The organism is Stenotrophomonas sp. 2YAF22 (assembly GCF_052114665.1).
Classification (GTDB): domain Bacteria; phylum Pseudomonadota; class Gammaproteobacteria; order Xanthomonadales; family Xanthomonadaceae; genus Stenotrophomonas; species Stenotrophomonas indicatrix.
Map to the genome: position 1 here is coordinate 1 of NZ_JBFRFE010000040.1, position 13,084 is coordinate 13,084.

Below are 13,084 nucleotides of genomic sequence, written 5' to 3' on the forward strand. Positions count from 1 at the left end.
TCGCTGCGATCACCGCGATCTACGCGGTGGAAGTGACCGACTTCGTCAATACCTACGAGTACGAGATCCCCGACCAGGCCGAGATGCTGCGCCGCATGCGCGACATCATCGACCGCGGCTTCCCCTACCTGGTGGCCGAGGTCGACGGCCAGGTTGCCGGCTATGCGTATGCCAACACCTACCGCACGCGCATCGCCTACCAGTGGACCGTTGAGAACTCGGTCTACGTCGATGCCCGTTTCCAGGGCCGTGGCGTCGGCACCAGCCTGCTGCAGGCACTGATCGATGCCTGCACCGCGCGCGGCCATCGACAGATGGTGGCGGTGATCGGCGAGCCGACCAACACGGCCTCCATCAAGCTGCACGAACGCTTCGGTTTCCAGCTGGTGGGCGTGTTCCGTGGCCTCGGCCGCAAGCACGGCCGCTGGCTGGACACCGTACAGATGCAGCGCGCGCTCGGCGATGGCGCCGATTCCGCTCCTTCCAATGAATGATTCCATGACCGAAACCCTTCCCGAAACCGGCGACGATCTGTTCGCCGGCCAGCCCGTGCGCGTCGTCGAGCGCGATGGCGTGCGCTACACCCTGCTGGGCACTGCCCACGTCTCCCATGCCAGCGTCGAGGCGGTGGAGAAAGCCATCGATAGCGGACGATTCGATGCGGTGGCCGTCGAGCTGGACCCGCAGCGCTTGCAGGCGCTGAGCGACCCGGACACGCTGGCCAAACTGGACCTGGTGGAAGTGATCCGCAAGGGCCGCGTCGCGTTGTTCGCGGCCAACCTCGCGTTGTCGGCCTACCAGCGCCGACTGGCCGAACAGCTCGGCATCGAGCCAGGCGCGGAACTGAAGCGTGCGGTGGACCTGGCGCGCGAGCGCAACCTGCCGGTGCACCTGATCGACCGCGAAGTCGGCCTGACATTCCGCCGTGCTTCGCAGCGACTGGGCTTCTTCGGCAAGCTGAAGCTGGTCGCCGGGCTTGGCGCCGGCCTGTTCTCGTCCGAGGATGTCGGCGAAGACGAGATCGAGAAGCTGAAGCAGGGCGACATGCTGGAATCGAGCTTCGGCGAGTTCGCCAGCGAGAACCCGGCGTTGTACGAAACGATCATCGGCGAGCGCGACCGCTACATGGCCACGCGCCTGCGTGAAGCGCATGATCCGCAGCAGCGCGAAGTGCTGGCGGTGGTCGGCGCCGGCCATCTGGCCGGCCTGGCGCGTTACCTGGAAACCGATACCGAGGCGCCTGCGCCGTTGCGCGAGCAACTGGAAGTGGTGCCGAAGAAGCGCAACATCCCGTGGTTCACCCTGGCGATCCTCGCCATCGTGGCCACCGGCATCGGTGTTGGCTTCTATCGTGGTGGACTGGGCGTGGGCACCGAGCTGCTGGCGACCTGGGCGATGTATACCGGCGGCCTGGCTGGCCTGGGCTGCCTGGTGGCCGGCAGCCACCCGCTGAGCATCCTCACCGCGATTGTGGTGGCGCCGTTCAAGCCGTTCCGCCTGAGCATCCCCACCGGCGCATTCGCGGCATTGGTGGAAGCGCGCCTGCGCAAGCCGACCTACGAGGATTTCCTCAAGCTGCGTGACGATGCACAGTCGTTGAAGGGTTGGTACCGCAATCGCGTGACCCGCGTGGTGCTGACCTTCATGCTGACCAACCTGGGCAGCATGCTGGGCCTGTGGCTGACTGCAGGCAAGGTGTGGAGCAAGGTGGCGAGCTGATCGGGCTGCCCCGCCGGGCATGGCCCGGCGCTACCGGTAGGTGCCAACCTTGGTTGGCACGTCATTTACACCCACGGCATTGGTAGGCCGGGCCATGCCCGGCGAAAAAAAAAGGGGAGACCGCCCCACTACGACCGGTCTCCCCCCACCACAACACGTTTCCGCCCCTACGGTCGAGCAAGCTCGACCACTACACCGGGGTTCCCGCCACGACCTCGCGGCCGCGAGCGCGCTGGATCAGCCGCACCACCGCATTGCGTAGGTCATCAAGCACCGCGTAGATCGTCGGCAGGAACAGCAGGCTGACCACGGTAGAGAACGCCAGGCCACCGGCAATCGCACGCGCCATCGGCGAGTACTCCGGCCCGTTGCCGAACATCTGCGTATCGGTCAGCGAGATCGGCACCATCGCCAGGATCGCCGTGCCCATGGTCATCATGATCGGGCGCAGACGCTCGCGTGAGCCCTCCACCAGCGCCTGGGTACGCCCCATCCCGCCCCGACGCAGATTGTTGATGTGCTCGATCATCACGATGCCGTTGTTCACCACCACGCCCATCAGCACCAGGATGCCGATGAAGGACATGATCCCGAACGAGGTGCCGGTGATCCAGAACAGCCAGAACACGCCGAAGATCGAGAACAGCACGCCGCTCATGATCGCCGCCGGGAACAGCAGCGATTCGAACACCGCGGCCATCACCACGTAGATCATCACCAGCGCGATCAGCAGGTTGAACACCATCTGCTGCATCGCCTCGTTGTCATCGCCGTAGTCACCACCGTCGAAGGTGAAGCCGTAGCCGGCCGGGAAGTTCATCGGCTTGAGCACTGCTTCCATGGCCTTGCGGCCGTCCGGCGCGGTGATCTTCTCGGCCAGGTTGGCCTTGATGGTCAACGTGGTCTGGCGGTTGGTGCGGCCGATCTGGGTCGCCGATGAACCAACGTCGACACTGACCAGGCTCAGCAGCGGCACGCTGCGGCCATCGCCGGTGCGTACGCTGAAACCCGCCAGGTCTTCGGGGCTGCTCTGTTCGGCACCGGCAAAGCGCACCCACACCGGCACTTCGTTGTCACCACGACGGAACTCGCGCATCGGCGCGCCACGCAGCGCCAGGCCGACGAAGCTGGCCACCTGCTCGGCATTGAATCCGAACGCCGCTGCACGCTCGCGGTCGACGTGCACTTTCAGCTCGCCACCCTTCTCGCCATTGTCGATGCGCACATCGCGCAGCTCAGTGCGTTGGGCCAGCAGCGGCAGGACTTCCTGGCCGATCTCCTGCAGCATCGCGCTGGAGTCGCCGACCAGCTGCACCTGCACGCCCTGGTTGCCGCCACCACCACCATCACCGCCCTGGTTGCCGACGAAGTAGTCGGTGCGCGCGGACTTCGGCAGGCCCTTGCGCAGCTCCTCCTGCAGCGCCTTGATGTCCTTGGCGTACTTCTCGTCCAGGGTGACCACGGTCGAACTGCCTTCCTGCTCGCTGTACCAGGAGTAGACCTGCTGCACGTGCAGACGCTCGCGGTTCTCCTCGACCCAGGCTTCGACGCGGGCCACTTCCTCGGACATCTGCCGGTAGGTGTAGGCGCCCTTCCACATGTAGCCGATGAAGATGTCCTTGCCACCATCACCACCGAACATGTCGATCTTGGTCAGCTTCATCGGTACCAGGCTGACCAGCACCACCAGCAGGATGCCCAGCAGGCTCCAGCCACGATGGCGCAGTGACCAGTCCAACAGCTGCGCGTATCGACGCTGCAGGCGCGCGATCACGCCGGTCTGCGAGTGCACCAGCTTCGGTGTGGCCATGCGTGCGGACAGCATCGGGATCAGGCTGACCGCCACCAGCCACGAGGCCAGCAGCGAGACCGAGATGGTGATCGCGATCTGCGCCATGAAGATGCTGATGTTGTTGGTTTCGCCGAACAGGTTGGGCACGAACACGATGCAGTGGCACAAGGTGCCGGCGCTGAGCGCGATGGCAACGTTGCGGGTGCCGATGATCGAGGCCAGGCGTGGCTGGTCCGGCAGTCGCTCGCGTTCCTGGTAGATGCTCTCGACCACCACCACGGCGTTGTCGACCAGCATGCCCACGGCCAGCAGCAGGCCCATCATGGTCAGGATGTTGAGCGTGACGCCGGCGAAGTACATGAAGCCGAGGGTGATGGTGAAACAGATCGGAATGGCCAAGGTCACCATCAGCGTGGACGGCCAGTGGCGCAGGAAGAAGAACAGCACCGTCACCGACAGGATCAGGCCGACGCCGCCGGCCTCGGCCAGCTCCAGCAGGGACGAGGTCACTGCCTTGCCCTGGTTGTCGATCACCTTGATCTGCACGTCGCGCATCGAGTCCTGCGCGCGGATTGCTTCAACCTCGGCAAGCGCGCCGCGCGAGACGTCCACCAGGTTGGCGCTGCGCTCCTTGTAGATGTCCAGGCCGACGGCAGGATTGCCATCGAGGCGCCGGCCGTAGCTCATCCGCGCCGGCTTCAGCCGCACATCGGCAATGTCACCCAGGCGCAGCCCCTTGGCATTGATGACCAGGTCACGCATTTCCTGCAGGTCGGTGATCTCGCCCACCGGCTGCACGCGCACCCGCTGGCCGTTGTCATCGATCTGCCCGGCCGAGATCGAGAAATTCAGCGTCCGCAGGCGATCGCTCAGCTCATTGATGCTCAGGCCGTGGGCGTTCAGGCGGTTCGGATCGATCGCGATCTCCACCTCGTTCGGCGGCGCGCCGGTGATCTCGACCCGGGCCACGCCCGGAATCCGCTCGATACGCCGCTTGAATTCGCGGTCGAGCATGTCATAGGCAGTGGTCAGGTCGGTGGTACTGGCCAGACGCACTTTCAGCACCGGCTGGTCGCTGCTGGACCACTTGAACACGTTGTAGCGCTGCACATCGTCAGGCAGGTCGCTGCGGATCGCGTCGATGCGCTCGCGCGCATCTGAAGCGGCGATGGCGATATCACGATCCCAGTCACTGAACTCGATGAAGATCGACGCAGCTTCGGAGGTCGCCGACGACCGCATGCGCTTGATGCCGGTCATCGTCGCCAGCGACTCCTCCACCGGCCGGATGATGGTCCGCTCGACTTCTTCCGGGGTGGAGCCGGTGTAGGGAATCTGCACGAACAGGAACGGTGCGGAGATGTCCGGCAGCGCTTCCAGTGGCAGCCGGAACGAGGCGATCAGGCCGACCACCACCAGCGACACGAAACACATGATGGTGGTGACCGGCCGACGGATGGAGAACTCGGCAATACTCATGCCGGCTCCTCCCCGCCCGCGCTGCTGCCCTGCGCGGCATGCAGACCTTCGCCGGCATGCTTGCGGCCACGTTCGCGATAGTAGGCATCGCCGCGGCGGTCCATCAGGTCGTACACCACCGGGATCACCAGCAGGGTCAGCAGGGTCGACATCAGCAGGCCACCGATCACGGTGATCGCCATCGGTGCGCGCACTTCGGCGCCCTCGCCCATCGCCACCGCCAGCGGCAGGAAGCCGAACAGCGTGCACAGGGTGGTCATGATGATCGGCCGCAGGCGCGAACGCGCACCTTCCACCAGTGCCTCGTGCTTGGCCACGCCGGCCTCGCGCAGCTGGTTGACCTTGTCGATCAGGATGATCGCGTTCTTGGTGACCAGGCCGACCAGCAGGATCAGGCCGATGAACACCACCACCGAGATCGGCTTGCCGGTCAGCATCAGCGCCAGGATCGCGCCGACCAGCGCCAGCGGGATGGTGAACAGGATCACGAACGGATGCAGCAGCGATTCGAACTGCGACGCCATCACCAGGTAGACCAGGAAGATCGCCAGGCCGAAGGCGAAGATCAGCGACTTCGCCGCCTGTGCCAGTTCCTCGCCCTGGCCGCCGATGTGCAGGCCCACGCCAGCGCCCAGCGGCTGTTCGGACACCATCTGCTGTACTTCGCGCATGGCCGCGCCCAGGTCGATGTCGCGCAGGTTGGCCGAGACCACGGCCACCCGGGTCTGGTCGGCACGATGGATTTCGCTGGGGCCAGTGGTGGCCACCACGTCGGCCACCGCATCCAGGGTGACCGGACGGGTGCTGCCCGGATTGACGATCAAGCGGCGGATGCTCTCCACGCTGGCACGATCGGTTTCCTGCGCGCGCACCAGCACGTCGATCTTGCGGTCGCGGAAGCTGTAGCGGGTGGCGACATCGCCGCGCACCTTCTTCACCACCACATCGGCGATCTGCCGCGTGGTCAGGCCCAGTGCACCGGCTCGCTCCTGGTCGAAGCGGATCTGGATTTCCGGGAAGCCCTCTTCCACGGTGGATTTGACGTCGGCGTAGTGCGCATTGCCGCGCAGCAGCGCCGCCAGGCGCTGGCCTGCCACTTCCAGGGTCGCCATGTCCTGCCCGCGCAGTTCGATTTCCAGCGGCGTGGAGAAGCTGAACAATGCCGGCCGCGCGAAGTCGACCTGCGCACCCGGATGCTGGCCCATGGTGTCGCGCAGGCGCTCGGTGATCTCCGCTTCGGTCTGCGGGTTGCCGCCGCCTTCCATCACGATGGTCAGCTTGCCGATGTTCTCGCCACTCTCGGTCGGGCTGGCATCCAGGCGGGTACCGCTGCCGCTGACACCGTACAGCGATGCCACGCCTTCGCCCTTGCCATGCGCCAACTGCAGCTCACGCACCAGCGCATCGGTCTGCTTCAGCGGCGTGCCGGCCGGCAGCTTGACCGTCATTTCGAAACGGTCCTGCGCCAGCTGCGGGATCAGGTCGGCGCCGAGCATCGGCACCAGCGCCATCGTGCCGACAAACGCTAGCGCAGCCAGGCCCAGCACCTTGCCAGGGTGGGCCAACGCACCCGGCAGCAGCCGCAGGTAGCCACGTTCGGCACCGGCGTACGGCTTCATGGCGATGTCGCTGGCCTTGCGCATCACCGGGCCGACCACTGCAGCCACGCCACGGCAGAGGCGCACCACCAGCCATGCCAGCGCGTAGAAACTCCAGCGCATCGTCGCCACCACACCACGACGGCCGAGTGCGACCGGCTTCTGCCAGCGGCTCTGCGGTTGCCACGGCTCGGCTGCAGCTTCTTCCGGGAAGGCCAGCGGCGGCCGGCCCTTCAGCGAGCTCAGCATCGGAATCAGGGTCATCGACACCAGCAGCGAAATCGCGATGGCGATGGCCACGGTCAACGCTTGGTCGCGGAACAGCTGGCCGGCGATGCCGTCGACGAACACCAGCGGCAGGAACACCGCGATGGTGGTCAGGGTCGAGGCGACCACGGCCATGCTCACTTCACGGGTACCGGCGATCGCCGCCTGCAGGATGCCCAGGCCGCGTTCGCGCGCCTTGGCGATGCTCTCCAGCACCACGATGGAGTCATCCACCACTAGGCCGGTGGCCAGTGCCAGGCCGCCCAGCGACATCACGTTCAAGCTCAGGCCAAGCTGGCCCATGAAGAAGAACGTGGCGATGATCGAGACCGGCAACGACAGGCTGATCACGAACGTGCTCCAGCCGTCGCGCAGGAACAGGAAGATGATCAGGATCGCCAGCAGGCCACCGATCACTGCGTCCTTCTTGACGTCGGCGATGRCGTGCTCGATGAAGCGCGACTGGTCTTCGATCGTGGTCAGTTCGGCATCGGCCGGGAACGTTGCCTTGATCTGTTCCAGACGCTTGCGCAGCGCTTCGGCGGTGGCCACGGTATTGGCGTCGCCTTCCTTGTAGATCGCCAGTTCGACCGATTCCTTGCCGCCCAGGCGGATGACCGCTTCGCGCTCCTTGTAGCCCTGGCGCACGGTGGCCACGTCCTTCAGGCGCACCGGCACGCCGTTGGCGACCACGCTGGAGGCGCCGCCAGAGGAAGCGCTCTGTGCAGCGGAGGCGGCGGCGACGGCTGCAGCCGAGCCCGTAGAGGCGGCGATGTTGAACATCTGCTGCAGCGCCGAGTCGGCCGCGCTGCCGTTGGCGGACTGGGTGGTGACCAGCAGGTTGCGGATTTCTTCCAGGTCGGCGAACTGGTTGACGGTACGCACCAGGAAGCGCTGCGAGCCCTCCTCCAGGCGGCCGCCGGAAATGTTGATGTTCTCTTCCTTCAACCGCTTGATGACGGTGTCGATCGGCAGGTTGAGCTGGGCCAGTTTCTGCTGGTCGATGTCGACCTGGATCTCGTCTTCCAGGCCACCGCCAACCTTCACCGCCGCCACGCCGGTAACCGGCTCCAGCTTCTTCTTCAGGTCTTCGTCGGCATAGCGACGCAGGCCGGTCAATTCACGGATCGCTTCTTCGTCGGTCGCAGGCGCGGCCTTGGTCGACAGCACCAGGCGCATGATCGGCTCGGTGGAGGGATTGAAACGCAGCAGCACCGGCGCCTTGGCTTCCAGGGGCAGGTTCAGCGCTTCCATCTTGTCGCGCACTTCCAGGCTGGCCTGGTCCATGTTGGTGCCCCAGGCGAACTCGAGCACCACATCACTCTGGCCGGTGCGCGAGACCGACTTCAGCTTGCGCAGGTTCTTGACCACGCCCACGGCTTCTTCGACCGGCTGGGTGATCAGGGTTTCCATTTCCGTCGGCGCCGCACCGGTGTACTCGGTGCGCACGGTCAGCGTCGGATAGCTCAGGTCGGGCAGCAGGTTGACCTTGAGGTTGCCCAGTGCGATCAGGCCGAACAGCAGCAGGGTGACCGTGCACATGGCGATGGTGACGCGGCGGCGAGTGGCGAACTCCACCAGGCCGCCACGCATGCCTGCGGCGGCGCCGTCGCTCCCTGGCGAGGCACCGTGGTCGTGGCCGGGCGCGGTCATTGCGTGCTCCCGGCCTTCTCTGCCGGCTTGGCCGAGGCGGTTACGGTCTTCGCCTTGGCCTTCGGATCGGCGATCACCTGCACCGCCGTGCCGTCGCGCAGGGCGACCTTGCCGGCGGTGACGATCTGGTCACCCGCCGCCAGTCCCTCACGGATTTCCACCCACGGCCCTTCGGCGTAGCCAAGCTTGACCGGCACCCGCGCGACCTTGCCCTCGCGCACGCGGAACACTGCCGGCTCACCATCGTCCAGCAGCGCCAGGCGCGGTACCACCAGTGCATCGGCACGCTGGTCGTAGTCGATGCGGATACGGCCGAACATGCCCGGCTGCAGCGACTGCGCGGCGCCATCGAAAGCACTGACCACACGGAACGTACCGCTGCCCGAATCCACCACCGGCGCGATACGGTCCACCACACCAGTGAAGGTCTGGCCCGGCAGCGCATCGGCCGACAGCGTGACCGGCTGGCCTGCACGCAAGGTCGCCAGCTCGCGCTCGGGCACGTTGAGGGTGGCTTCCAGCCGCGAGTTGTCGACGATGCGGAAGATCGGCGTGTTGATCTGCACGAAGTTGCCGGTCTTGATCGATCGCGAGGCGATCACGCCGGAAATCGGTGCGACCACGGTGGTGTAGGACAGTTCCAGCGTGGCCAGGCGGTACTGCGCGCGCACGTTTTCCAGGTCGTAGCGCAGCTGGTCGACATCGGCAGCACTGACCATCTGCTGGCCGACCAGCTTCTGTGCGCGCTGGTAGTTGTTTTCCAGCTTGCGCATCTGCGCCTCGCTCTGGGCAACGGCCAGGCGTGCGCGGTCCGGATCCAGCCGCACCAGAGGCTGCCCGGCGCTGACCCGCTGCCCTTCCTCGACCAGTACCGCCAAGGCAACGCCCGACGTCTTGGCGACCACCTGCGATTCGGCGCGCGGCTCCAGTGCTGCGGTTCCGGTGTAGCTGGCGGCCACCGCACGATGGCTGGCCACGGCCACTTCCACCGGCACCGCGTCGACCTTCTTCTCGTCCTTGGTCTCGGCCGCCTTGGCCTCGTTGTTGGGCCCAGCGGCGCAACCGCTCAGCAGCAGGGAGGTGGAGAGCAGCAGCGCGGCAGCGCAGAGTCCGCTGCGGGGGCCGGGCAGGAAGGTTTGGTGCGACATCGTCAGATCCCTGGAGGATGCGTGGGCAGGTGTGGTAGCAAAGTAATGCACCACTTCACGGCAACACCATATCCCAAAGGTCATGGTGTCTTCACGCCGCCGGTCGGGCCGACCCCATTTCAGCTAGATGAAACCTGAGGCTATACTCGGGTCGTTCCGTACCCCACGCCGGAACGACCAGACCCGAATCCCCGGAAAAGACACCATGCGCCCGCAGCCGCTCGCCGCTTGTCTCGCTCTGGCCGTCCTCCTGCCCCTCGGGGCCGCCGCACAGCCCGCACCTGCTTCTGCTCCTGCAGCACCCGCCCCGGCACCGGCTCCGGCCCCTGTGCCGACGGCTGCCACGCCCACCGGCAGTTTCGACAATGGCCGTGTGCTGGCCTACACCTGCCAGGGTTGCCACGGCATCACCGGTTACAAGAACGCCTACCCCAGTTACCGGGTACCGAAGATCGGTGGCCAGACCCAGCAGTACCTGACCCAGGCCCTGACCGAGTACCGCCAGGGCAAGCGCCGGCATCCGACGATGCAGGCGCAGTCGATGAGTTTCAGCGAACAGGAGATCGCCGATCTCGCTGTTTACCTGTCCACCGTCAAGTAAGGCCCGCCCATGTCGAAAGCCGCGCATCCACTGCGTCACGCCATCGCCCTGTCCGTCGCCCTGCTGCTGGCGGCCTGCTCGCAGTCACAGGTGGAGAACAGCGAGAAATCCGCCGGCGATCCCGGCCACGCCAGCGGCGAGCACGGATCGTCCTCCTCCGCGGGCCTGCCTGCCGGGCGTGAAGCCGCCGGCGAGGCCCGCGCCAAGGTCAAGAGCAAGGCGACCAGCCAGAGCTGCATCGATTGCCACGGTGCCGACGGCAATGCGCCGATCGATCCGACCTATCCGAAGCTGGGTGGGCAATATGGCGATTACCTCGCGCATGCGCTGCAGGCCTACCGTGCCGGTGATCGCCAGCATGCGCTGATGACACCGCAGGCGAAGGACCTGAGCGATCAGGACATCGCCGATCTGGCGGCGTACTTCGGCAGCCGCACGAGCCAGCTGCGGGATCTGCACGGGGTCAAGTGATCGCGCTGGGCGGATCGCGACTGCTGCTGCAATCTGATGCGTTCATGGGCGTTACTTTTCTTTGCGCGCAAAGAAAAGTAACCAAAAGAAACGCTCCGCCATCCGCGAGCCGGTGCTACGCACCGGTACCCTGCGCTCCTCGGTCCGCCGAGGGACGGCGCGGGAACTCGCTGCGCTCAGACACCCGCACCTCTCCGCCCTCGCCGGACCTGCGGTGCTCGGCTCGCTACAAGGCGGAATCAGATCAGAAGCCACAGCCGCCCGCCAAGGCGAGACGGCCGTGGTGGCCGTGGTGGCCGATCAGCCTTCCAGTTCTTCCCAGCGCGCGTACGCGGCGTCCAGTTCGGCCTGCACCTTGGCCAGCTGCTGGGTGTGCGCGGTCACTTCGGCACTGCTGCGCGTGTAGAACGACGGATCGTTCATCGCTGCGGTCAGGCCTTCGACATCGCCTTCGAGCTTTTCAATTGTCTTCGGCAACTGCTCCAGCTCGCGTGCCTCCTTGTAGGGAAGCTTGCGCTTGGGCGCTGCCGGCTCCGCAGCCGCCGCCGGCGCAGCGGCAGCGGGCTTGGCCGCGGCAACCACCGCAGGCGCAGCAGCGACGCTGGCCGCGTAACGCTGCCAGTCACTGTAGCCACCCACGTACTCACCGATCACGCCATCGCCTTCCATCACCAGCGTGGAGGTCACCACGTTGTCGATGAAGTCACGATCATGGCTGACCAGCAGCAACGTGCCGTTGTATTCGCCCAGCAGCTCTTCCAGCAGCTCCAGGGTTTCCACGTCCAGATCGTTGGTCGGTTCGTCCATCACCAGCAGGTTGGACGGCTGCGCGAACAGCTTGGCCAGCAGCAGGCGGTTGCGCTCGCCACCGGACAGGCGGGTGATCGGCGCGCGCGCGCGCTCGGGGGTGAACATGAAGTCCTGCAGGTAGGCGTGCACGTGCTTGCGCTTGCCGTTGAACTCGAGGAAATCGCGGCCTTCGGCCACGTTCTCGATCGCGCTCCAGTCTTCGCGCAGCACTGCACGGTACTGGTCGAAGTACGCAACCTGCAGGTTGGTGCCGGCGTTGACCTCACCCTTCTGCGGCTGCAGTTCGCCCAGCAGCAGCTTCAACAGCGTGGTCTTGCCACTGCCGTTGGGGCCGATCAGGCCGATGCGGTCGCCACGCAGGATGGTGGTGGAGAAATCGCGGACCATCGTGCGATCGCCGAAGGCGAACGAAATGTCCTTGATGTCGATGACCTTCTTGCCCGAGCTCACGCCCTGGGCTGCTTCCATCTTGACGTTGCCGCTGAGGTCGCGGCGGGCGGAACGCTCGTTGCGCATCGCCTTCAAGCGTCGTACGCGGCCTTCGTCGCGGGTGCGGCGTGCCTTGATGCCCTGGCGGATCCACACTTCTTCCTGCGCCAGCAGCTTGTCGAACCGTGCGTTTTCCTGGGCCTGCGCGTTGAGGCGTTCTTCGCGACGGCGCTCGTAGTTGGCCCAGTCGCCCGGCCAGCTGGTGACCTGGCCGCGATCGATCTCGACGATGCGGGTGGCCAGTGCTCGCAGGAAGCGGCGGTCATGAGTGACGAACACCACGCTGCCGTTCCAGTTCTTGAGGAACATTTCGAGCCAGTCGATGGCTTCGATGTCGAGGTGGTTGGTCGGTTCGTCCAGCAGCAGCAGGTCGGGGCTGGAGACCAGCGCGCGGCCGAGCAGCACGCGGCGCTTCATGCCGCCGRACAGGCGCGCGAACTCCGCGTCGCCATCGAGGTCGAGCTTGGTCAGGGTCTCGCTGACGCGCTGGTCCAAGCCCCAGCCGTTGGCGGCATCGATCTTGGCCTGGACGTTGCCCAGCGCTTCGCCATCGAACACGTCGGCGTGGCTGAGGTGATGGAATTCGGCGAGCCATTGGCCCAGTTCGCCCAGGCCATCGGCGACGACGTCGAACACGCTGCCAGCGGCGCCATGCGGCACCTCCTGCTCCAGGCGAGTCACGCGCACGCCCTGCTRCACGCGCACTTCACCATCATCGGGCTTGTGGTCGCCGGACAGCAGCTTGAGCAGGGTCGATTTGCCGGCGCCGTTGCGGCCGATCAGGGCGATACGCTCGCCCGGCTCGATCGACAGTTCGGCTTTTTCCAGCAACAGCGGGCCGCCGACGCTGAAGTCGACGTTTTGCAGAGTAATCAGAGGCATCCGGCCATTGTAGCGGTTTGCGGGGCCTGGCCGGGCGGCGCCCGGCACCCGCAGAGGCAACGGCCGCAGCCAAAGCAACGTCAAAAGCTGGCTTCCTGTGGGATGGCAGGGTGGGTCCGGTTGCGGGGGACGCCGTAAACCCGTCCTTGGGGGCTTGGCCGCGGCATCCATGCCG

General features: G+C 65.9%; 8 protein-coding genes. 4 read left to right on the top strand and 4 right to left on the bottom strand.

Features of this window, described 5'->3' with window-relative positions:
* Positions 1–8 precede the first annotated feature (8 nt).
* The gene (locus tag AB4Y84_RS03165) at positions 9–494 is read left to right on the top strand and encodes a GNAT family N-acetyltransferase (protein WP_442249762.1); all 486 of its coding nucleotides are present in this window, start codon (positions 9–11) and stop codon (positions 492–494) included.
* 4 nt (positions 495–498) lie between these two features.
* Entirely contained in the window at positions 499–1,719 is a 1,221-nt protein-coding gene (locus AB4Y84_RS03170) for a TraB/GumN family protein (protein WP_442244934.1), read from the top strand.
* A gap of 190 nt (positions 1,720–1,909) precedes the next feature.
* Here AB4Y84_RS03170 and AB4Y84_RS03175 read toward each other — a convergent pair whose 3' ends face one another.
* Genes AB4Y84_RS03175 through AB4Y84_RS03185 form a run of 3 tightly spaced genes read right to left on the bottom strand, consistent with a single transcriptional unit; the run spans position 1,910 to position 9,656 of the window.
* Positions 1,910–4,990, bottom strand: a complete 3,081-nt coding sequence (locus AB4Y84_RS03175; RefSeq protein WP_442244933.1) for an efflux RND transporter permease subunit — start codon at positions 4,988–4,990, stop codon at positions 1,910–1,912.
* Positions 4,987–8,508: an efflux RND transporter permease subunit gene (locus AB4Y84_RS03180; RefSeq protein ID WP_442249760.1), complete on the bottom strand. Its 3,522-nt coding sequence runs from the start codon at positions 8,506–8,508 to the stop codon at positions 4,987–4,989. The genes AB4Y84_RS03175 and AB4Y84_RS03180 overlap by 4 nt, the downstream gene beginning before the upstream one ends.
* Positions 8,505–9,656: an efflux RND transporter periplasmic adaptor subunit gene (locus AB4Y84_RS03185; RefSeq protein WP_025875055.1), complete on the bottom strand. Its 1,152-nt coding sequence runs from the start codon at positions 9,654–9,656 to the stop codon at positions 8,505–8,507. The genes AB4Y84_RS03180 and AB4Y84_RS03185 overlap by 4 nt, the downstream gene beginning before the upstream one ends.
* Positions 9,657–9,861: 205 nt before the next feature.
* On the opposite strand from AB4Y84_RS03185, the gene AB4Y84_RS03190 reads away from it, so the two are divergent.
* Entirely contained in the window at positions 9,862–10,257 is a 396-nt protein-coding gene (locus AB4Y84_RS03190; protein WP_312108249.1) for a c-type cytochrome, read from the top strand.
* A gap of 9 nt (positions 10,258–10,266) precedes the next feature.
* Entirely contained in the window at positions 10,267–10,728 is a 462-nt protein-coding gene (locus AB4Y84_RS03195; RefSeq protein ID WP_099821251.1) for a c-type cytochrome, read from the top strand.
* Positions 10,729–11,028: 300 nt separating this feature from the next.
* Here AB4Y84_RS03195 and AB4Y84_RS03200 read toward each other — a convergent pair whose 3' ends face one another.
* Positions 11,029–12,909 carry an ATP-binding cassette domain-containing protein gene (locus AB4Y84_RS03200; RefSeq protein ID WP_442249761.1) on the bottom strand — a complete coding sequence of 627 codons (1,881 nt, stop codon included), beginning with the start codon at positions 12,907–12,909 and terminating at the stop codon, positions 11,029–11,031.
* Between the last annotated feature and the right edge of the window lie 175 nt (positions 12,910–13,084).

Excerpts from the sequence above, each read along its gene's own strand:
- AB4Y84_RS03170 (WP_442244934.1), top strand. The coding sequence starts at position 499 with ATGACCGAAACCCTTCCCGAAACCGGCGACGATCTGTTCGCCGGCCAG.
- AB4Y84_RS03175 (WP_442244933.1), bottom strand. The coding sequence starts at position 4,990 with ATGAGTATTGCCGAGTTCTCCATCCGTCGGCCGGTCACCACCATCATG.
- AB4Y84_RS03185 (WP_025875055.1), bottom strand. The coding sequence starts at position 9,656 with ATGTCGCACCAAACCTTCCTGCCCGGCCCCCGCAGCGGACTCTGCGCT.
- AB4Y84_RS03190 (WP_312108249.1), top strand. The coding sequence starts at position 9,862 with ATGCGCCCGCAGCCGCTCGCCGCTTGTCTCGCTCTGGCCGTCCTCCTG.
- AB4Y84_RS03195 (WP_099821251.1), top strand. The coding sequence starts at position 10,267 with ATGTCGAAAGCCGCGCATCCACTGCGTCACGCCATCGCCCTGTCCGTC.